Annotated in this window: 20 protein-coding genes; 14 read left to right on the top strand and 6 right to left on the bottom strand. The window is 64.6% G+C overall.

What is annotated here, in order from left to right; translation table 11 throughout:
• Positions 1-26: 26 nt before the first annotated feature.
• The 4 genes from LQT98_RS08005 to rstA form a co-directional block, all read right to left on the bottom strand.
• The gene (locus tag LQT98_RS08005; RefSeq protein ID WP_231461825.1) at positions 27-833 is read right to left on the bottom strand and encodes a trypsin-like serine peptidase; all 807 of its coding nucleotides are present in this window, start codon (positions 831-833) and stop codon (positions 27-29) included.
• Between the two features lie 89 nt (positions 834-922).
• Complete coding sequence (locus tag LQT98_RS08000) at positions 923-1,813, bottom strand: hypothetical protein (protein WP_231461824.1); 891 nt, start codon at positions 1,811-1,813, stop codon at positions 923-925.
• Positions 1,814-1,960: 147 nt separating this feature from the next.
• Positions 1,961-3,232 carry a two-component system sensor histidine kinase RstB gene (rstB, locus tag LQT98_RS07995; protein ID WP_231461823.1) on the bottom strand — a complete coding sequence of 424 codons (1,272 nt, stop codon included), beginning with the start codon at positions 3,230-3,232 and terminating at the stop codon, positions 1,961-1,963.
• 6 nt (positions 3,233-3,238) lie between these two features.
• Positions 3,239-3,955, bottom strand: a complete 717-nt coding sequence (gene rstA / locus LQT98_RS07990) for a two-component system response regulator RstA (RefSeq protein WP_231461822.1) — start codon at positions 3,953-3,955, stop codon at positions 3,239-3,241.
• A gap of 210 nt (positions 3,956-4,165) precedes the next feature.
• On the opposite strand from rstA, the gene LQT98_RS07985 reads away from it, so the two are divergent.
• The 14 genes from LQT98_RS07985 to cyoE all read left to right on the top strand — a co-directional run bounded on the left by LQT98_RS07985 (position 4,166) and on the right by cyoE (position 17,258).
• The gene (locus tag LQT98_RS07985) at positions 4,166-4,498 is read left to right on the top strand and encodes a hypothetical protein (RefSeq protein WP_231461821.1); all 333 of its coding nucleotides are present in this window, start codon (positions 4,166-4,168) and stop codon (positions 4,496-4,498) included.
• A 37-nt stretch (positions 4,499-4,535) separates the two neighbouring features.
• Positions 4,536-4,898 (top strand): SFCGS family glycine-rich protein, encoded by a 363-nt coding sequence (locus LQT98_RS07980; protein ID WP_107800435.1) that lies wholly within the window; start codon positions 4,536-4,538, stop codon positions 4,896-4,898.
• A gap of 3 nt (positions 4,899-4,901) precedes the next feature.
• On the top strand, positions 4,902-5,204 hold the full coding sequence (locus tag LQT98_RS07975) for a DUF4312 family protein (RefSeq protein ID WP_231461820.1): 303 nt from the start codon (positions 4,902-4,904) through the stop codon (positions 5,202-5,204).
• Positions 5,205-5,239: 35 nt separating this feature from the next.
• On the top strand, positions 5,240-6,016 hold the full coding sequence (locus LQT98_RS07970; protein ID WP_231461818.1) for a DUF4311 domain-containing protein: 777 nt from the start codon (positions 5,240-5,242) through the stop codon (positions 6,014-6,016).
• Positions 6,017-6,033: 17 nt separating this feature from the next.
• Positions 6,034-6,687: a DUF4310 family protein gene (locus tag LQT98_RS07965; protein WP_231461816.1), complete on the top strand. Its 654-nt coding sequence runs from the start codon at positions 6,034-6,036 to the stop codon at positions 6,685-6,687.
• A gap of 10 nt (positions 6,688-6,697) precedes the next feature.
• Complete coding sequence (locus LQT98_RS07960; protein ID WP_231461814.1) at positions 6,698-7,831, top strand: amidohydrolase/deacetylase family metallohydrolase; 1,134 nt, start codon at positions 6,698-6,700, stop codon at positions 7,829-7,831.
• On the top strand, positions 7,815-8,933 hold the full coding sequence (locus LQT98_RS07955; RefSeq protein WP_231461812.1) for a DgaE family pyridoxal phosphate-dependent ammonia lyase: 1,119 nt from the start codon (positions 7,815-7,817) through the stop codon (positions 8,931-8,933). The genes LQT98_RS07960 and LQT98_RS07955 overlap by 17 nt, the downstream gene beginning before the upstream one ends.
• Positions 8,930-9,664 (top strand): 2-dehydro-3-deoxy-phosphogluconate aldolase, encoded by a 735-nt coding sequence (gene dagF, locus LQT98_RS07950; RefSeq protein ID WP_231461810.1) that lies wholly within the window; start codon positions 8,930-8,932, stop codon positions 9,662-9,664. The genes LQT98_RS07955 and dagF overlap by 4 nt, the downstream gene beginning before the upstream one ends.
• 46 nt (positions 9,665-9,710) lie before the next feature.
• A complete protein-coding gene (locus tag LQT98_RS07945) occupies positions 9,711-11,627 on the top strand; it encodes a BglG family transcription antiterminator (RefSeq protein WP_231461808.1) in 1,917 nt (638 codons plus the stop codon).
• Positions 11,628-12,400: 773 nt separating this feature from the next.
• On the top strand, positions 12,401-13,336 hold the full coding sequence (cyoA, locus tag LQT98_RS07940) for a ubiquinol oxidase subunit II (protein ID WP_331282532.1): 936 nt from the start codon (positions 12,401-12,403) through the stop codon (positions 13,334-13,336).
• A 7-nt stretch (positions 13,337-13,343) separates the two neighbouring features.
• A complete protein-coding gene (gene cyoB, locus LQT98_RS07935) occupies positions 13,344-15,386 on the top strand; it encodes a cytochrome o ubiquinol oxidase subunit I (RefSeq protein ID WP_048408835.1) in 2,043 nt (680 codons plus the stop codon).
• Between the two features lie 14 nt (positions 15,387-15,400).
• On the top strand, positions 15,401-16,015 hold the full coding sequence (cyoC, locus tag LQT98_RS07930; protein ID WP_231461805.1) for a cytochrome o ubiquinol oxidase subunit III: 615 nt from the start codon (positions 15,401-15,403) through the stop codon (positions 16,013-16,015).
• The gene (gene cyoD, locus LQT98_RS07925) at positions 16,012-16,332 is read left to right on the top strand and encodes a cytochrome o ubiquinol oxidase subunit IV (protein ID WP_048415419.1); all 321 of its coding nucleotides are present in this window, start codon (positions 16,012-16,014) and stop codon (positions 16,330-16,332) included. Before cyoC ends, cyoD begins: the two co-directional genes overlap by 4 nt.
• A 20-nt stretch (positions 16,333-16,352) precedes the next feature.
• Entirely contained in the window at positions 16,353-17,258 is a 906-nt protein-coding gene (gene cyoE / locus LQT98_RS07920) for a heme o synthase (protein ID WP_231461803.1), read from the top strand.
• A 71-nt stretch (positions 17,259-17,329) separates the two neighbouring features.
• On the opposite strand, the gene LQT98_RS07915 is transcribed toward cyoE, so the two are convergent.
• Together LQT98_RS07915 and LQT98_RS07910 are read right to left on the bottom strand one after the other, a co-directional pair.
• Complete coding sequence (locus LQT98_RS07915) at positions 17,330-19,294, bottom strand: acetyl/propionyl/methylcrotonyl-CoA carboxylase subunit alpha (protein WP_231461801.1); 1,965 nt, start codon at positions 19,292-19,294, stop codon at positions 17,330-17,332.
• A gap of 5 nt (positions 19,295-19,299) precedes the next feature.
• Positions 19,300-20,904, bottom strand: coding sequence for a carboxyl transferase domain-containing protein (locus LQT98_RS07910; RefSeq protein WP_231461800.1), 1,605 nt, complete (start codon positions 20,902-20,904; stop codon positions 19,300-19,302).
• Between the last annotated feature and the right edge of the window lie 14 nt (positions 20,905-20,918).

The raw sequence follows: 20,918 nt of genomic DNA, 5'->3' as shown, positions 1-20,918 counted from the left end.
AAAAAGCCCCGTTGCCGGGGCTTTTTTCATTTCTGCGCGCGCTTGCGGATGAACTGCTGCAGCGCCTCGTAGAATATCGGCGCGCTGACGCTCATATTGTCTTCCTTGTTGCGACGCGCGGCGGTGGGCGCCGAGCTTTGCACCGCGACGATCACCGGCTGGCCCGGCCCCATCACGAACACCGGCGAGCCGCTATTGCCCTCCAGCGTATCGCAGCGGTGGGTCAGGCGGCCGTCCGGGCGCAGCTTGGTGGCCTTGCAGCCCTGGTGCACCAGCAGATGGGTCTGATCATCCACCGGGTAGCCGCCCTGGGTCAGCGTCCAGCTTTGCTGGTCCAGCAATTGGCTCAGCTGTTTGGCGTTGCCGCTGAACACCGGCAGCACGCCCTGGGTGTCGCCCAGCGGCGTGGCCAGGCGCACGAAGGCGAAATCGCGCGGCGCGATGCGCGGCGGGATGTAGAGGCCGTCGGCGCGGCGGTCCAGTCCTTTCAGGAAGGCCTTGTCCACTTGCACTTCCAGCACCTTGCTGCGCGCGGTGTATTCATCGCCCCATAGGCCGACGGTGAAGCTGACCGCGGGGTCGAAGCGGCCTTTTTCGTCGATGAAGCAGTGGCCGGCGGTCAGCACCACATCGGGCGCCACCAGCGCGCCGGTGCAGATGGTGCGCGAGCGGGTTTGCAGTTGGCCGACAGCGAGCCAGGGCTGATGGTTGGGGCGGGTACGGACGCGGTCGTCCTGACCGAAGAACAGTATCTTGTGTTCCGCGGAAATCTTGGGCGCGGCGGAGGTCGGCAGGGCAAGCAGCAAACTGAGGACAAGCAGCGGGAGTTTCATCGGGAATGGCCTTGCAAATGAAAACGGGGCGCCGAAGCGCCCCGAATTATGTGCGATTGCCAGCGGTGCCGGCAATGCTCGCCGCCTGATTACTTGGCAGCGGAAGCAGCTTTCTTGGAAGCTTTCTTGTCGGCTTTCTTGGCCGGAGCGGAAGCTTCTTTTTTAGCGGCTTGGGCTTTCTGAGCAGCTTTTTTGGAATCTTTCTTCTCGGCTTTCTTGGCCGGAGCGGAAGCTTCTTTCTTAGCGGCTTGAGCTTTCTGAGCAGCGGAAGCTTCTTTCTTAGCTACGTGCTTTTTGTGCTTTTTAGCGGCTTTTTTGGCCGGAGCGGAAGCGTCGGCTTTAGCGGCCTGGGCTTTCTGAGCAGCGGAAGCTTCTTTCTTAGCAGCGTGCTTTTTGTGCTTTTTAGCGGCTTTTTTGGCCGGAGCGGAAGCATCGGCTTTAGCGGCTTGAGCTTTCTGAGCAGCGGAAGCTTCTTTCTTAGCTACGTGCTTTTTGTGCTTTTTAGCGGCTTTTTTGGCCGGAGCGGAAGCGTCGGCTTTAGCGGCTTGGGCTTTTTGAGCAGCGGAAGCTTCTTTCTTGGCAGCGTGCTTCTTGGCTTTTTTAGCTTTCGGAGCGGAAGCGTCGGCTTTAGCGGCTTGAGCTTTCTGAGCGGCGGAAGCTTCTTTCTTGGCTACGTGCTTCTTGGCTTTTTTAGCTTTCGGAGCGGAAGCGTCGGCCTTGGCGGCTTGAGCTTTCTGAGCAGCGGAAGCTTCTTTCTTGGCTACGTGCTTCTTGGCTTTTTTAGCTTTCGGAGCGGAAGCGTCGGCCTTGGCGGCTTGAGCTTTTTGAGCGGAAGCTTCTTTCTTAGCTACTTTTTTCTCGGCTTTTTTAGCCTTGTGGATAGCAACCGGGGCGGAAGCAGCAGCTTTTTCAGCGGCGAAGCCGTTAACGGACACCAGGCTGAAAGCAGCGGTCAGAGCAAGCAGAGCCAGCTTTTTCATTTATGAAACTCCTAAGTTTCTTGGATTGGTATGAAAGTGGACACATAGTCCTTTTCAGGCCGAAATGCTAACCATGACAAGGGGCTGAGTCTATGCTCTCTGTGTATCCCAATGTTACGGAATGTACATGAGCGGTGATGACGGGTTTCAGATCGGCCAGCGGAACAGGAAGCGAGCGCCGCCCAGCGGCGAGCTTTCCACTTTGACTTCGCCGCGGTGGGCGCGGGCGATGCCGGCGACGATGGCCAGGCCCAGTCCATGGCCGCCGGTCTTGCGGCCGCGGCTTTCGTCCAGCCGCACAAAGGCGTCGAACACCCGGCCGCGGTCCTGCTCGGGAATGCCGGGGCCGTCGTCGTCCACCATGATGATGCAGTGGCGCTGCTCGACGATGATGCTGGTTTGCACCAGCTGCTTGGCGTGGCGGCGGGCATTGGACAGGAAGTTGTCCAGCACCCGGGTCAGCAGATGTTCGTCGGCGGTGATGGCCAGGCTGGCGCCGGCCGGTTCCAGCCATTGCAGATCCTGCGCCAGCGCCGCTTGTCCGGCGATGCGGTCCTTGGCCCAGGGAATGGCGTCGAAGCTGCTCAGTTGCAACGGCGCCTCCGGGCGGTCCAGCCGCGCGTGCAGCAGCAGTTCTTCCACCAGTTTGTCGATGGCGGACAGATCGCGTTCTATCGCCAGCCGTTCCGGGCTGCTGTCGTCGCCCTCCAGCAGCGCCATCCGGTAGCGCAGCCGCGCCAGCGGCGTGCGCAGCTCATGGGCCACGGCATTGGTCAGCGTTTTCTTGCTATTGATCAGCGCGGCGATATTGTCGGCCATGTGGTTGAAGGCGACGCCCAACTGGCTGACGCCGGAGCGCGGCGGCAGGTCGACGCGGGCGGACAGATTGCCGTTGGCCAGTTTGCCGGCGGTTTGTTCCAGCGCCACCAGGTCGCGCCAGTGCGGACGCATCCACAGGAATACCGGTATCGCCAGCGACAGGCCGATGAAGCCCAGCAGCGCGTAGTCGAACCACTTGAGCTGGTGCAGGAAGAACAGATAGCGCAGCGGGCCGGCCACCAAGAGATAGTTGCTGTCCTCCAGTTTTTGCAGGAACACGTATTTGTCTTCCAGCATCACGATCTCGCCGCGGTCCAGCGCCTGCTTGGATTCGTCGTCCAGCAGATAGCTGCTCATCTTCTCCACTTTGACGCGGAAGGTGAAGCCGTGGTCGGAGTTGGCCAGCGTTTCGCTCCAGCGGTCTTCCGGCACGCCGCGCAGATCGGCCTCGATCAGCGATAGCGTGGTGCGCAGCAGGTCGGACAGATAGCGTTCGCCCACGTCGTCCACCGCCTGTTTGTAGACCGCGCCCACCAAGACCACCGCCACCAGGAAACAGGTCATCAACAGCAGGTAGAACTGGATGAACAATCGGCGCATGCGCGCTTACTCCCAGCCGGACAGGGAGAACAGATAACCGCGGTTGCGCACGGTCTTGATGCGGAACGGTTCGCTGGGGTTGTCGCCCAGTTTCTTGCGCAGTCGCGAAATCGCCACGTCTATGCTGCGGTCCAGCCCATCATAGCTGACGCCGCGCATTTCCTTGAGCAGGATGTCGCGGTTCAGGGTTTCGCCGGCGTGGCTGGCCAGCAGCCACAGCAGATCGAAGTCCGAGGTGGACAGCGGAATCTTCTCATTGGCCAGCGTCACGTCGCGGCTGATCGGGTCTATCGTCAGTTGGCCGAACACCGCTTTGCGGGTGCCGGATTTGGCGGCTGGCGCCTCGGTAGCGGTGGTCGGGCGCAGATTGCGCAACTGGGCGCGCAGTCGCGCCACCAGCACTGATGGCGGCGTGGTTTTCAGGATGTAGTCGTTGGCGCCCAGTTCCAGGCCCAGGATCTGGTTCATATCGCTGTCCAGCGAGGTCAGCATGATGATGGGGCCGTCGAATTTGGGACGGAGCTCGCGGCAGATGGACAGACCGTCCTTGCCGGGCAGCATGATGTCCAGCAGCACCAGGTCCGGCGCTTCGCGGGCGATGGTGTCCAGCGCGGCATCGCCGCGCGCCTCCACCACCACTTCCATTTCATGGCGGGACAAAAAATCGCTGATCAATTCGGCCAGGTCGGCGTCGTCTTCTACAAACACGATGCGGTGAGTCATGCCTTGGCATCCATCCAGTTTCAGAGTCAATCCGCGAAGTATCGCCCGAGCCGCCGCGCGCTTCAACTGCAAGCAGGGTCAGGAAGGTCTGGCCGGCGCGCCGCGCGCAGGCGTTTTCCGTTTCGAAGCGGAAAATCCGCCGGTCCACAGTTGCGTGTTCCTTGATTACAGTTTCCGGACATCGCCAACCGTTTTGCAAAGGAAATCTTCATGAACGATCAAGTTAGCCCGGCCGCCGCGACCCCGGCCGCGATCCGCCTGCTGGCGGACCAGGTGCTGGCCCGGATTCCCGCCTTGCTGGACGCGGCCGGCAAGTTTCTGACCGAGGTTCAGCAACAGAAGCTGGATTCGCACGTGCTGGCGATGGCGCGCCGCTCGCTGACCGGCGAGGGGCTGCCGGATTTCGACAAGAGCCTGTTCGACGAGATTTCCGACACCACGCGGCGCTTGTCCGCCGCGGTGGTGGCCCTGTTCGGCAATCTGCCGGAAGAAGAGGCGCTCTTGCTGTCCATTCATTTCGAAATGGCCAAGAGCAAGGCCTGAAGCCTGCTGTGTAGAGAGAGAGAAAGAGGAGAACGCGATGACGCAGATAACCGTAGTGATTGGCGACCGCCTGGGCAAGGGACAGAAAGTGGGCGCGGGCGCGGAGGCCGCCGGCGCGCGCGCGGTGGTGATCGCCGGCATGGCCGCGGACATGAAGCTGGGCGACGTGATGCAGGCGGAGGGCGCGCAGCTGGGCATTTCCTTCTGCGGCAGCGGCGGCGCTGGCGCCATCACCGCGCAGACCAAGTACGGCTACAAGGCCAAGTACGGCATGCGCTCGGTGGAAGAGGGCGTGACCGCGATCGAGGAGGGCTACACCGTGCTCGGTTTCGGCTTCATGGACAAGGAAGAGCTGGGGCAGCGGCTGGTGGCGGCCTATCAGAAGAAATACGGCGGCTGAGCGATGCAAAGGCGTTTCGAATCCAGCGTGACGGTCAGCGGCCGCGGCGACAGCAAGGCGCAGGCTTGCGCCGACGCCTTGTCCGGCGTGCAGCGCGCGGTGATGGCGACCGCTAAGCAGGTACTGCTGCGCATCGAGCCCATGCGCGTGACCGTGGTCGCGGCGGAGGAAGTCCGCCGCCGCGAGCGCTTTCTATTCTTTTTCCTGCCGCGGGACAGGCTCAGCTACGCCGTCACGCTGGAGGTGGAGGTCAGCGTGACCGCGCTGGATATCGAGGCCGTGCCGTTCTCGGTGCGCCAGGTTTAGCGCATCGGCTGTCGTTTCATACCGAGGAGGAAGCCATGCTTCTGATCATTCTTCTCAAGTCGCTGTTGATAGGCGGCCTGGTCGGCGTCGCGGTGGGCGCCGGCGCGGCCCGCATGTTCCACGCGCCGACTTCCCAGGGCATGGGCGCGTTCCGCACCCTGGGCGAGCTCAATTCCTGCGAGGGCGATCCAGCCTCGCATTTTTCCTTCGGCCTGGGCTTCTTCTTCAACGCCTGGGCCTCGTCGGTGGCCGCCGGCGCTTTCACCCAGGACATCGACCATCGCGTGATTCCGCATTGGGGCGCCGCTGCGTTGCTGGCGCGCAACCGCAATGTGGCGGAGACCCTGCACAACCCGCGCAAGATGGCGCTGGTGTGCGGGGTGATAGGCATGCTGCTGGTGGCCTTCCTGAACACCACCGCTTCGGCGGTGCCGGCTTCGCTGCAAATCACCGCGGTCAAGGTCTTGGTGCCCGCGGCCAATCTCTTGGTCAACACCGTGATGCCGGTGATTTTCTGGCTGGCGGCGATTGAGGCCGGCCGGCGTTCCGGTCTGTGGGGCACGGTGTTCGGCGGCCTGGCCCAACTGATCATGGGCAATGCGGTGCCGGGCCTGGTGCTGGGCATTCTGATCGGCAAGGGCGTGGACGAGGGCGGCTGGAACAAGGTGACCAAGCTGATGATGGCGGCCATCGTGGCGCTGTTCGCGCTCAGCGCCTTCTTCCGCGGCTTTGATCTGAAGCTGCTGAGCAGCTTCCACTTGAACGCCCCGTCCTGGCTGGAACTGCTGCACGCCGCCGTGCGCGGCGCTTGAGGCTGAAGGAGAGAATGATGACTGAACAAGCACAAGCCGGCGGCTTCTGGCTGGCGGACTGGTCTTTTCCCTTGCTGGTGGGGCTGTTGTCCGCCGGCGTGTTCGCCGGCACGCATATGTATTACGTCTACGGCATCGGCGCCTTCAACGAGGTGGCCTTCGTGTCGATGCTGCGCGCCGGCATGGATACCGGCGTCTATGGAGCGGTGGCGGCTTTTGGCGCCAGCTTTTTGTTCGCCCGGGTGATTGAGGGTTCGCTGGTGGGCATTCTGGACATAGGCGGGGCCATCATGACCGGCGTCGGCCTTGGCATTCCGGCGATGTTCCTCGGTGCCGGCATCTTGTTCCCGGTGGAGAACTTCGGAGCGGCGCTGGCCACCGGCATGGTGATCGGCTTGCAGATCGGCGCGGTGATCGTTTTCGCGCGCAAATTCACCATCAACCAGGGCAATTCCACTTACGGCGCCGACGTGATGATGGGCGCGGGCAATTCCTCCGGCCGTTTCCTCGGTCCGCTGATCATCCTGTCGGCGATGGCGGCGTCGATTCCCATCGGCGTCGGTTCGCTGCTGGGCGCGCTGGTCTTCTATCTATGGGGCAAGCCCATCACCGGCGGTGCCATCCTGGGTGCGATGCTGCTGGGCACGCTGTTTCCGGTGGCGATTGCATGAGGGGGCGGCGATGGATGACTTGCTGATCAAGAATGCCCTGCTGGCCGACGGCTCGGTGCTGGACATCGCTACCCGTCACGGCAAGATCGCCGGGCTGGGGCGGCTGGATGGCCCGGCCCGGCGCACGCTGCGGCTGGACGGGCGCTGGCGGCTCAGCGCCGGTTGGATAGACGGCCATGTGCATTGCAACCCGGCCTCGCCGATTTATTACGACGAGCCGGACCAGGTGGGCGTGGCCGGCGGTGTCACCACGGTGGTGGACGCCGGCAGTGTCGGCGCCGACGACATTGCCTCCTTCCGAGAACTGGCCGGCGGCTGCCGCACCGATGTGCGCGCCTTGCTGAACATTTCGCGCATCGGCCTCGTCACTCAGCATGAATTGGCCAATCTGGACGACGTCGACGTGGCGCTGGCCGGCGCGGCCATCCGCGCGCATCGCGATTTCATCATCGGCATCAAGGCGCGGCTCAGCGGCAGCGTGGTCGGCGCCAACGGCGTTGCGCCGCTGGCGCGGGCCAAGGAGATACAGCGGCGCTTCGGGCCGCTGCCCTTGATGGTGCACATCGGCAACACCCCGCCGTCGCTGGACGAGATCGCCGAATGGCTGGAGCCGGGCGACATCGTTACCCACTGCTTCAATGGCAAGCCCAACCGCATCCTGGACGCCGCCGGCGCGCTGCGCGCCTCGGTGCGGGCCGCGATCGAGCGCGGCGTGCTGCTGGACGTCGGTCATGGCAGCGCCAGTTTCAGCTTCCGCGTGGCGCGCGAGGCGATGACGCTGGGTGTGTACCCGGACACCATCAGCTCGGACATCTATTGCCGCAACCGCGTGGCCGGGCCGGTATTCGGCCTGGCGGCGGTGATGTCCAAGTTCCTGAGCCTAGGCATGCCGCTGGAGAAAGTGCTGGACTGCGTGACCCGGAAGCCGGCCGAGGCGCTGGGACTGGGCGGCAAAGGCCGGCTGGAAGTGGGCGCGGACGCCGATCTCACCATTTTCGACATTGAAACTGCGCCGCGGCCGCAGAGCGACAGCGACGGCGACACGCTGACCGGCGTGCGGCACCTGACGCCGCTGGCGGCGGTGGCGGGCGGCGTCTTGCTGCCCACCGAACACGGAAAGGCTTGTCATGTCTTCAATTTATGAGCAGTACCAGCTTAAGCCGGTGATCAACGCTTCCGGCCGCATGACCCTGCTCGGTGTGTCCACGCCGGCGCCGGAGGTGAGGGCGGCGATGGTGCAGGGCCTGGAACGGTATTTCGAGATGAAGGATCTGGTCGACAAGACCGGCGACTATATCGCTCGGCTGCTGCAAGTGGAGGCCGCGACGGTGGTGTCCTGCGCTGCCGCCGGCATCGCCCAGTCCGTGGCCGCCGTCATCGTCCGCGACGATCCGCGCCTGCTGGTGAACCTGCATGCGCAGCCAGTGGCCGGACCGCGCGAGATCGTGCTGCCCAAGGGGCATAACGTCAATTTCGGCGCGCCGGTCGGCACCATGGTGGCGCTGGGCGGCGGCCAGGTGGTGGAAGCCGGCTGGGGCAATGAATGCTCGACCGCGCAATTGGAAGCGGCGGTCGGCCCCGGCACGGCGGCTATTTTGTATATCAAGTCCCACCACGCCTTGCAGAAAAGCGTGCTCGGCGTGGCCGAGGCCGCCGAGGTGGCGCGCCGCCGGAAGGTGCCGCTGATCGTCGACGCGGCGGCGGAGGAAGACTTGCGCCTCTATTACCAGCAAGGGGCCGATCTGGTGATCTACAGCGGAGCCAAGGCGATAGAGGGGCCAACCAGCGGCCTGGTGCTGGGCCGCCGGCAGTATGTGGAATGGGTCAAGCTGCAAAGCCAGGGCATAGGCCGGGCGATGAAGGTGGGCAAGGAGGGCATTCTGGGCCTGGCGTGCGCGATAGAACGCTATCTGAAGCAGGAGCAGGAAAGCGGGGCGGCGATGGCGGAGCGGCTGCGGCCCTTCATCGCCGGCTTGAACCAGATCGCCGGCATCAGTGCGCGCCTGGTCTGGGACGCCGCCGGCCGCGACATCGCCCGCGCCGAGATCGCTTTCGACGCCAGCGTCACCGGCGTCAGCGCGGTGGGCGTGGCCGCCGCGCTGAAACAGGGCGAGGTCGCCATTTATTTCCGGGAATACCGGGCCAACGAGGGCAAGCTGGAGGTGGACGCGCGCAGCGTGGACGCCGCTCAGCTGGAACAGATCGGCTCGCGCATCCGCCGCTTGCTGACGGGAGAACAAGCATGAAACTGGAACCCCATTTTTATCAAGACCGCGTGTGCTTGAATGTACTGGCTGGAAGCAAGCACAATGCCCGTCAGATTCATCAGGCGGCGGAAGGCCATGTGCTGGTGGGCGTGCTGTCGAAGAACTACGCAGACGTGGACAGCGCGGTGGCGGACATGCGCGAGTACGCGGCCTTGATAGACAACGCCTTGTCGGTGGGGCTGGGCGCCGGCGATCCGCGCCAGTCCGACATGGTCAGCGCCATTGTCGGCCAGGTGCAGCCGCAGCACGTCAACCAGGTGTTCACCGGCGTCGGCGCCAGCCGCGCGCAGTTGGGCCAGGCGCGGACCGTGGTCAACGGCCTGGTTTCGCCCAGCGGCATTCCGGGCCTGGTCAAGGTGTCCACCGGCCCGCTCAGTGCCGGCGCGCCGGTCTGCGCCGCGCCGGTGGAGACCGCCATCGCCATGCTCAAGGACATGGGCGGCAGTTCGATCAAGTACTTCCCGATGGGCGGGCTGGATTGCCGCGAGGAATACCTGGCGGTGGCGGAGGCCTGCGCGCGCCATGATTTCTGGCTGGAACCCACCGGCGGCATCACGCTGGAGAATTTCAGCGAGATTGTCCGCCTGGCGCTGGACGCCGGCGTGCCCAAGGTGATTCCGCATGTGTACAGCTCCATCATCGACGCCAGCGGCGAAACCCGGCCCGGCGACGTGGAGCGGTTGTTGTCGATGGTGAAAGCCTTGTTGTAGACGCGTCCGGGGAGGCCGGGCGCGGATGGGTTTAAGAAGGAGGCTCATGGTCAAATTCCCCTATCAGCGGCTGGCCCAGGCCTTTGCCGCGCTGCAGGCGGAAGCGCTGCCGCAGGAGGAACTGGCGCGCCGGCTGGCGGTATCCACCCGCACCGTGCGCAACGACATCGAGGCGCTCAACGCCATTCTGGCCGAGCACGGCGCGCGCTTCGTGCTCAAGCGCGGCGAGGGCTACCGGCTGCAGACCGAGGACCCGGAACGCTTCCAGCGCGTGCGGTCGCAGTCCGGCTCCGGCCGTGCCATTCCGCGGCAGGCCGGGGAGCGGGTGCAATACCTGCTGGCGCAGTTTCTCGGTTCCGCCTACGCCTTGAAATTGCAGGACCTGGCCGATGCCTGGTGCGTCAGCCGAGCCACCTTGCAGGCCGATATGGCCGAGGTGCGCGAGCGCCTGGCCGGCTATGGCTTGAGCATAGAGGCCAAGCCGCATTACGGCATGAAGCTGCTGGGCGCGGAATCCTCCATCCGCGTCTGCCTCAGCGATCTGTTGGCGCAGCTGGCGGCGGAGCGGGCGGACCATCCGCTGTTAAACGGCGATCCGGTGCTGAGCGACGCGCTGGCGACGGTGCGCGCCAGCTTGCCCGGCTGTCTGAGCCGCGCTGGCGTCCGCCTCAGCGACGACGGCGCCCAGTTCCTGAGCTTTTATTGCGCGGTGGCGGCCAAGCGCATCGTCGACGGTTTTCCCCTGCAGGATTTCTGCGGCGAGGAAACGCCGCCGGCGGCGGAGCAGGCCGCGCGCCACATCGCCGGCCTGCTGCGGCGCATGAGCGGGGTGGAGATCGCCGCCGCCGAGCAAGCCTTCCTCTGCGTCAATATCGCCGCGCGCAGCCTGAGCGGCTTGCTGCCCAGCGCGATCAACGCCGACGACGCCGACGCGCTGGTCCGCTACATCCTTGACTACATCAACCGCCATTACCGCTACGATCTGCGCGAGGATAGGCAATTGCGCGACGATCTGGTCACCCACGTCAAAACCATGATCACCCGGGTGCGCTACCAGATCAATCTGCCCAATCCAGTGCTGGCCGACATCAAGCAGCATTACGCGCTGGCCTACGACTTCACGCTGGCGGCGGTGTCGAGCTGGGCCAAGCACTCGCCGTACCGGATCTCGGAAAACGAGATCGGCTACCTGGTGCTGCATATCGGCGTGGGGCTGGAGCGTCATTACCAGATCGGTTATCTGCGCCGGCCGCAGGCGCTGCTGGTGTGCGACGGCGGCAACGCCACGCTGCGTACGCTGGAGGCGGTGTTGCAACGCCGTTTTCCGCAGCTTGAGGTGTGCGCCGCCTTGTCCTGTCAGGAATACGAGGCGCTGGAGCATGTGGCCGCCGACTTCGTGGTGTCCACGGTGCGGCTGGAGGACAAGCGCAAGCCGGTGGCGCTGTTGTCGCCGTTTCCGTCGGATTACCAGCTGGAGCAACTGGCGCGGCTGGTGGCGGTGGATCGTACCCGGCCCTATATGCTGGAGCGCTACTTTTCCGCCCAGCATTTCTGGGTGGCGGAACCGGGGCTGAGCCAGCAGGCCTTGTTCGAGCGCGTTTGCGGACAGCTGCGCGAGGAGGGCTATGTCGATGCCGATTTCCTGCCCTCGGTGCGCGAGCGCGAGGACATTCTCAGCACCATGCTGGGCGACGGCATCGCCTTGCCGCACTCGCTGGGCTTGCTGGCGCGCAAGACCACGGTATGCACCATCATCGCGCCGCACGGCGTCGCTTGGGGCGAGGGCGGCGCGGCGCGGGTGATCTTCCTGCTGGCGATCAGCAAGACCGAGTACGAGGAGGCGATGGCGATCTACGATCTGTTCGTGTCCTTCATGCGCCAGCGCGCCGCGGCGCGGCTGGCGGAGAGTCGGGATTTCGAGCAATTCCTGCGCAACGCGCTGCTGTGTCTGGGCGGCGACTGAGAGTCGTTCCGGCGCTCGCCGCTTCTTTCCCGGTTATCCCGCGGCATGGTGAGGTCTTCGTCGCCGCGCTTCGCGGTGAGCTATAGGAATTGCTTGATTGATTTGTTGTGGTTTGTGTTGAATCGCGTTGTTTTTGTGCACCGCAAGAGCGCGAGTTCCGGTTTTTTTGTAACAGATTGAAACTGTGCATAGGTTCGAGTATTTACTTCATGCGTTCGTTCTAGAACAAGATGGGGCTGTGCTTCGGGGAACTTTCTGTCCTTGATCCAAGACAATTCGCTTAGCATTTGTCTGGATTCAGGGTCTGATCCAGATCAAACTTGCCCTTGAAACTTGGTGGCGAACTGTTTTTTAATAGGCCCGCCTGGCTTTCTGAACCGGGATCTCCCGCACGACACATGCGCTGTTTCGGGCCTTTCGCGCCCGCCGGAACCCGCATCGCCGCCCGAGGGTTCACCGGCCTGTCAGCGTTGCGATGCCGGCATTGGCGCCGCCCTTGTGGCCGCTCCGCTGTCGCGCCATCCACTCGGGACGACTCGCGTCGTCCCTGTCGATTGATCATGCCGAACTTTCGATTTTGATCAGCTCGCGCTGCGATTTCCGCATTGCCTTTTGTTATGACAATGTAATTTTGCGTGGTCGTCGACCTTGCAAGGATTTGCCGTTGCCGTCCGGTCATGCACCGGACCTGGATTGCTGTTGCCGGGGCGAATGGCGCGCAAGCGCTCGCGCCCGGGCGCGATAACAAGAATGTTCAACCCGTAAAGTCGTTAATGATGAGAAACCAAAGACCCTCACGCCTGTGGCGGGGACTTGCTGTAGCTTCGGCGCTGCTGCTCGCCGGGTGTCAAGGCGGAATCCTTGATCCCAAGGGCCCGGTGGCGGCGGAGCAGAAGTCCCTGATCATCACGGCAACCGCGCTGATGCTGCTGGTGGTCATCCCGGTGATCGTGATGACCCTGTTCTTCGCCTGGAAATACCGCGCCAGCAACAAGGACGCCGCCTACGAGCCGAAATGGTCGCACTCGACCAAGATCGAGCTGGTGGTCTGGCTGATTCCCTGCATCATCATCGCCTTCCTCGCCGTGCTGACCTGGCAGACCACCCACAAGCTGGATCCGTACCGCCCGCTGGATTCGGAGCAGAAGCCGATCGAGGTGCAGGTGGTGGCGCTGAACTGGAAATGGTTGTTCATCTACCCGGAGCAGCAGATCGCCACCGTCAATGAACTGGCCTTCCCCAGCAATGTGCCGGTGAATTTCAAGATCACTTCCGACGCGGCGATGAATTCCTTCTTCATCCCGCAACTGGGCGGTCAGATCTACGCGATGGCCGGCATGCAAACCCAATTGCACCTGCTGGCGCATGAGCCGGGCGTGTACAAGGGTTTCTCCGCCAACTACAGCGGCGCAGGCTTCTCCGGCATGAAGTTCAATGCCGTCGCCACCAAGACGCCGGCCGAGTTCGAGGCCTGGGTCGCCAAGGTCAAGGCTTCCGGCAAGGCGCTGGACGTGAACGGCTACCGCGGCCTGGTGCTGCCGAGCGAGAAGAATCCGGTGGCCTATTACAGTGCCGTCACCCCCTATCTGTTCCAGGGCGTGCTGCACAAATACATGAGCGGCCGCACCTCGTTGGCCGCTACCGAGGCCGACGTCAAACTGGCCGCGCTGGCGAAAAGCCTGTGCGAGCCGCTGACGGTGAAGGAGTAATCAAGACATGCTGTTAGGCAAACTGACGCTGGACGCCATCCCCTTCCACGAGCCCATCATCATGGGCGCGTTGGGTGGCGCCGGCCTGATCGGGCTGATGCTGGTGGCCCTGATCACCAAGATGGGCAAATGGGGTTATCTGTGGACCGAGTGGCTGACTTCGGTCGACCACAAGAAGATAGGCGTGATGTACATCATCGTCGCCATGATCATGCTGCTGCGCGGCTTCGCCGACGCGCTGATGATGCGCGCGCAACTGGCGATGGCCACCGGCGGCGCGCATGGCATCTTCCCGCCTGAACACTACGACCAGATCTTCACCGCCCACGGCGTGATCATGATCATCTTCATGGCGATGCCGTTCATGACCGGCCTGATGAACATCGTGGTGCCGCTGCAGATCGGCGCGCGCGACGTGGCCTTCCCCTTCCTGAACTCGCTGAGTTTCTGGCTGCTGGTGGCCGCGGTGATCCTGGTCAACCTGTCGCTGGGCGTGGGCAACTTCGCCCGCACCGGCTGGGTGGCTTATCCGCCGCTGGCCGGGCTGGCCTTCAGTCCGGACGTGGGGGTGGATTACTATACCTGGGCCTTGCAGATATCAGGGATAGGAACGACGCTGACGGCGATCAACTTCCTGGTCACCGTGATCAAGATGCGCGCCCCCGGCATGAAGCTGATGGAAATGCCCATCTTCACCTGGACCTGCACCTGGGCCAATGTGCTGATCGCCACCTCCTTCCCCATCCTGACCGGCGCGCTGGCGATGCTGAGCCTGGACCGCTACCTGGACTTCCATTTCTTCACCGCGGAAGCCGGCGGCAACGCGATGATGTATCTGAACCTGTTCTGGGCCTGGGGCCATCCCGAGGTCTATGTGCTGGTGCTGCCCGCCTTCGGCATTTTCTCCGAAGTGGTGTCCACCTTCACCGGCAAGCGCTTGTTCGGCCACAAGTCCATGATCTACGCCAGCGGCGCGATCTCCATCCTGGGCTTCATGGTGTGGCTGCACCACTTCTTCACCATGGGCTCCGGCGCCAGCGTCAATGCCTTCTTCGGCATCGCCACCATGATCATTTCGATCCCGACCGGGGTGAAGCTGTTCAACTGGCTGTTCACCATCTACCGCGGCCGCCTGCGCTTTGAAACCCCCATACTGTGGACGCTGGGCTTCATGGTCACCTTCTCCATCGGCGGCATGACCGGCGTGCTGATGGCTGTGCCGGGCGCGGACTTCGTGCTGCATAACAGCCTGTTCCTGATCGCCCACTTCCACAACACCATCATCGGCGGCGCGGTGTTCGGCTACCTGGCTGGCTTCACCTTCTGGTTCCCGAAAGTGTTCGGTTTCAAGCTGAACCCGAAACTGGGCAAGGCCTCGTTCTGGTTCTGGCAGATCGGCTTCATGTTCGCCTTCATGCCGCTGTACGTGCTGGGCTTCCTCGGCATGACCCGCCGCCTGAACTACACCACCAATCCGGAATGGGAGCCGTGGCTGTACCTGGCGCTGTTCGGCGCGCTGTTGATCGCCTGCGGCATCGCCTGCCAGTTGCTGCAGATCGTGGTCAGCATCCGCGACCGCAAGCAGTTGGCCGACGTCAGCGGCGACCCGTGGAACGGCCATACCCTGGAATGGTCCACCTCGTCGCCGGCGCCGTTCTACAACTTCGCCAAGCTGCCGGTGGTGCATGACATCGACGCCTTCACCGACATGAAGGAAAAGGGCGTGGCCTACGCGGTGCCCAAGTCCTACGAACCCATCCACATGCCGCGCAACACCGCGGTGGGTCTCTATATCGGCGGCTTCACCACGGTGCTGGGCTTCGCTCTGATCTGGCATATCTGGTGGCTGGCCATCGTCGGCCTGGTGGGCATCATCGGCTGCATGCTGGCGCGCGCTTACGACAACGACCTGGACTACTACGTGCAGCCGGAGGAAGTGGAAGCCATCGAGCGCGAGCGTTTCGAAAAACTGGGCATCGATGTGGACAACTACTCCGAGCGTGAGCCGGCCCAGCCGCAAAAAGCCGCGCGTCCGACGACCACCGCGTAAGGGCTGAATCCGACATGACGACTTATGTAAAAGACGCGCACGCAGCGCACGACGACCACGAGCACCACGACAGCGGTTCGCAAACCGTACTGGGCTTCTGGTTCTACCTGATGACCGACTGCATCCTGTTCGCCAGCGCGTTCGCGGCTTACGCCGTGCTGTTCCGCAATGTGGCGGAAGGCGTGTCCGGCAAGGAGATCTTCGATCTGCAATACGTGCTGGTGGAGACCGCGGCGCTGCTGCTGTCCTCCATCACCTACGGCTTCGCGATGATCGCCGGTCAGAAGGGCAATAAATCCGCGGTGCTGGGCTGGCTGGGCATGACCTTCCTGTTCGGCGCCGCCTTCATCGGGCTGGAAATCAACGAGTTCCACCACCTGATCGCCGAGGGCCATGGCCCGCAGGTCAGCGCCTTCCTGTCGGCCTTCTTCGGCCTGGTGGGCCTGCACGGCCTGCACGTGACCGCCGGCCTGATCTGGATGGCGGTGATGATGGTGGAAGTGGCCAAGACCGGCCTGACCGGCCGCGCGATGACGCGTCTGAACTGCCTGTCGCTGTTCTGGCACTTCCTCGACATCGTGTGGATCTGCGTGTTCACCGTCGTCTACCTGAAAGGAGCCATGGGATGAGCCAGGCACATCAACACGCCGCGCACGGCAGCGTGAAAAGCTATCTGATCGGCTTCCTGCTGTCGGTGGTGCTCACCGCCATTCCGTTCTGGATGGTGATGGGCGGCGCCTTCACGCCGCAGGCGACGGCGATCGGCATCTTCGCGCTGGCGGTGGTGCAGATCGTGGTGCATCTGAAGTATTTCCTGCATCTGGACTTCAGCAAGGAGGGCAAGCTCAACACCATGTCCTTCCTGTTCACCGGCATGGTCATCGTGCTGCTGGTCGGGCTGTCGATCTGGATCATCTACACCGCCGACGCGCTGATGATGCGCTGAGGCGGAGCTGAGAGACCGTCTTGAAATTCAAGCGTTATCTGCAGGTGACCAAGCCGGGCATCATCTTCGGCAACCTGATCTCGGCCGTCGGCGGTTTCCTGCTGGCGGCCCAGGGCCGGGTTGACTGGAGCTTGCTGCTGGCCACCCTGGCCGGCCTCTCGTTGGTGGTGGCGTCCGGCTGCGCGATCAACAACTGCATAGACCGGGACATCGACGCCAAGATGGCCCGCACCCGCAAGCGGGTGCTGGTCACCGGCGCGATGAGCGCGCGGGCGGCGATGGCCCATGGCCTGCTGCTCGGCCTGGCCGGCTTCTACGCGCTGTGGCGCTGGACCAATCCGCTGGCCTTCGGCTGCGTGCTGTTCGGCTTCGTCATCTATGTGGGGGTGTACAGCCTCTATATGAAGCGCCATTCGGTGTACGGCACCCTGGTGGGCAGCTTGTCCGGCGCGGTACCGCCGGTGGCCGGCTACTGCGCGGTGACGGGGCGTTTCGACGCCGGCGCGGCCATCCTGCTGCTGATGTTCTGTCTGTGGCAGATGCCGCATTCCTACGCCATCGCCATCTTCCGCCTGCAGGATTACCAGGCGGCGGGGATTCCGGTGTTGCCGGTGGTCAAGGGCATTTCCAGCGCCAAGCGCCAGATCGTGCTCTACATCCTGGCCTTCGGCGCCGCCACCGCGATGTTGGCCTTTGGCGGCTACGCCGGCTACGGCTATCTGGCGGTGGCCGGAGCCACCAGCCTGTGGTGGCTGAAGATGGCCTTGGCCGGCTACAAGAGCAGCATCGATGACCGTGTCTGGGCGCGTCAGCTGTTCTTTTTCTCCATCATCACCATCACCGCGCTGTCGGTGATGATGGCGGTGGACTTCCGGCAGCCGGAGCGGCAGCAGCTGGCCTGGCTTAGCGTGCTGGCTCAGTCCTGAACGCCAGCAAGCCAACACAAAGCGCGGGCCGTGGCCCGCGCTTTTTTCATGGCGGAGTGGCTAGAAGCCGATCAAGCCTCGTCGGCCGCGATGCTGGCCAGCACTTGGTCGGCGGCGACGATGTCGCCCACTTGGCAATGCAGCGCGCTGACGACGCCGGCGCGCGGCGCGTAGATGCGGTTTTCCATCTTCATCGCCTCGACGATGGCCAGCACCTGATTGGCCTCCACCCGCTGATTGACCGCCACCGGCAGCGCCACCACCGTGCCCGGCATCGGCGAGGCCACCCGCTGGCCGGCGTCGGCGTCCGCCTCGGCGGCTTCCGGCTGCTCCGCCTGCAAGCGCAGGCGATGGCCGCCCACGGTCAATTCCATGTCATCGCCGCAGGGCAGGGCGCTCCATTGCCGTCCGTCCACCTCGCCGCGCCATAGCTCGCCGTCGCGGCGCAGTTCCACTCGCAGGCTCCGTTCCGCCACCGCCGCGTGGACCTGGGGGCCTGAGCGTTCCAGCAAGCGCGCCTGCCAGCGCGAGGCGCCGGCGCGATAGCTCAGCCGGCCCAAGGGAGCGTCCGGGTCCAGCGCGGCGCGGTCGTGCGGGCCGACGCCGCCCTGCCAGGGCGAGGACGATTCGACGCAGGCCAGGACCAGATCGATGGCGGCGGCGCAGGCGACGGCCTCGGCCTGCGGCGCGGCTTCCGGCACGGCGGCGAGCTGGTCGACCAGATGGGTGTCCAGCTGGCCGGCCCGCACCCGCGGCTCGCGCAGCAGCCGCTCGATGAAGCCCAGATTGGTGCTCAGGCCCGGCAGCGCGGTGTCGCGCGCGGCGGCTTGCAGCGCGTCCAAGGCCGCGGCGCGGCTGCCGCCGTGGGCGATCAGCTTGGCCAGCATCGGGTCGTAGAAAGCCGGCACCTCGCCGCCGTCGCCGTCGAAAGCCGCGTCCACGCGGCAGCCTTGCGGCCAGCGCGCCAGCAGCGCCTTGCCCGGCATGGGCGCGAACTCGCGCAGCGGGTCTTCGGCGTAGACCCGGCATTCGATGGCGTGGCCGTCGGCGCGGATCTCCTCCTGGCGCAGCGGCAGGGCTTCGCCGGCGGCGACGCGCAACTGCCACTCCACCAGGTCCAGTCCGGTGACGGCCTCGGTGACCGGGTGCTCCACCTGCAAGCGGGTGTTCACCTCCAGGAAATAGAACTGGCCGTCCGGCGCCAGGATGAATTCAAAAGTGCCGGCGTTTTGGTAGCCGATGGCCGCCGCGCCGCGCACCGCGGTGTCCAGCAGCGCGGCGCGGGTGGCGGCCGGCATCGCGCAGGCCGGCGCCTCCTCGATGATTTTCTGATGACGGCGCTGCAAGGAGCATTCGCGTTCGAACAGATGCGCCACATTGCCGTGTCGGTCGCCGAACACCTGCACTTCCAGATGGCGCGGCCGCGCGATATAGCGCTCCACCAGCAGCCGGCCGTCGCCGAAGCTGGAGCGGCCGACGCGCACCGCGGCGTCCACCGCCTCGCGTAGCGCGGCTTCTTCCCACACCACTTGCATGCCCTTGCCGCCGCCGCCGGCCACCGGCTTGAGAATGACCGGGTAGCCGATCTCGGCGCAGCTCTCCAGAATCAGTCCGTAGGACTCGGTGGCTTCCGCCGAGCCCGGCGTCACCGGCACGCCCGCCGCCGCCATCAATTGGCGCGCGCGCGCCTTGTCGCCCATCTGGGCGATGGTGTCGGCGTCGGGGCCGATGAAGACCAGGCCGGCGGCGGTCACCGCGCGGGCGAAGTCGGCGTTTTCCGACAGGAAGCCGTAACCGGGATGGATGGCCTCGCAGCCGCTGTCCAGCGCCGCGGCGATGATGGCCTCGCCGTTCAGATAGCTGGCGCTGGCCGGGGCCTCGCCTATCCAGTGCCGCTCCGCCGCGCCGTCCAGGTGCGCGGCGCCGGCGTCGGCCGTGGAGTAGACGGCGACATGCTCGATGCCGAGCCGTTGGCAGCTGCGGGCGATGCGGCGCGCTATCTCGCCGCGGTTGGCGATCAAAATTCGTTTGAACATGGTGTTTACATCCTGAATACGCCGAAGCGGGTGTCTTGGACCGGGGCGGCGGCGGCCAGCGCCAGGCTGAGTGCCAGCCATTCTCGGGTCTGGGCCGGGTCGACGATGGCGTCCACCCACATGCGGGCCGCCACGTACAGCGCCTGGCCCTGGCGCTCGTAGGCGTCGCGAATCGGCCGCTTGAAGTTTTCCTCTTCTTCTGGCGTCCAGGCCTTGCCCTGTTTTTCCAATTGCTCGGCGCGGATCAGCGCCAGCACCGTCGCCGCCTGTTCGCCGCCCACCACCGTGGTCTTGGCGTTGGGCCACATCGCCATCAACTGCGGGCCGATGGCGCGGCCGCACATGGCCAGATTGCCGGCGCCGTAGCTGCCGCCGATCAGGATGCTGAACTTGGGCACGCGGGCGCAGGAGGCGGCGTTGACCATCTTGGCCCCGTGCTTGGCGATGCCGCCGGCCTCGTATTCCGCGCCCACCATGAAGCCGTTGATATTGTGTAGGAACAGTAGCGGAATACCGCGTTGAGCGCAGAGTTCGATGAAGTTTGCCGCTTTTTGCGCGCTTTCCGAGAACAACACGCCGTCGTTGATCAGCACGCCCACCGGATAGCCGCCGATGTGGCCGGTGCCGCACAGAATGGTGGCGCCGAAACGGGCGCGGTATTCGGCGAAGGCGGAGTCGTCCAGCAGCCGGGCCAGGATTTCCCGCGCCGGAATATGCTCGCGCGGGTTGGCGCTGACGATGCCGGCCAGTTCCGCCGGATCGTAACGCGGCGGTTGCGGCGCTTGCGGCGGCGCGTACTGCCGGCCGCAGCCGCGGCGCGCGACGATGTCCCGCATCAGCCGCAGCGCGTGCTCGTCGCTGAGTGCGTAGTGGTCCGCCACCCCACTGTCGCGGGCGTGCACATCGGCGCCGCCCAGGGTTTCCGCGTCCACGATCACTCCGGTGGCGGCGCGCACCAGTTGCGGGCCGCCCAGGAAGATGGAACCGTTGCCGCGCACGATGATGGTTTCGTCGCTCATCGCCGGGATGTAGGCGCCGCCGGCGGTGCAAGAGCCGAGCACCGCCGAGATCTGCGGCAGGCCCAGCGCCGACATCTCGGCGATATTGCGGAAGATGCGGCCGAAGTGCTGCTCGTCCGGGAAGATGTCTTCCTGCAAGGGCAGGTAGACTCCGCCGGAATCCACCAGATAGAGGCAGGGCAGGCCTTGTTCGCGGGCGATCTGCTGGGTGCGCAGATGCTTGCGCAGCGTCAGCGGGTAATAAGTGCCGCCCTTGACCGAGGCGTCGTTGGCGAACACCGCCACCGCGTGCCCGGCGACGATGCCGATGCCGGTGACGATGCCGGCGCAGGGCACCGCATGGTCGTAAACGTCGTGGGCGGCCAGCTGGCCGATCTCCAGAAAGGGCGTGCCGGGGTCCAGCAGCAGCGACAAGCGCTCGCGCGGGGCCAGCTTGCCCTTGGCCGCCTGTTTGGCGCGCGCCTCCGGGCCGCCGCCTTGCAGCGCGGCGTCTTGGGCGGCGGCGATGCGCTCGCGCAACTGACGGTAGGCTTCGGCATTGCGTTCAAACGTCTCGCCGGAGGCCGGAACGCGGGATTCGATACGGGACATGAATGAGCTTCCTT

This window comes from Chromobacterium aquaticum (genome assembly GCF_021129195.1).
GTDB lineage: Bacteria > Pseudomonadota > Gammaproteobacteria > Burkholderiales > Chromobacteriaceae > Chromobacterium > Chromobacterium aquaticum.
This window is presented reverse-complemented; position numbering and strand designations above follow the sequence as displayed.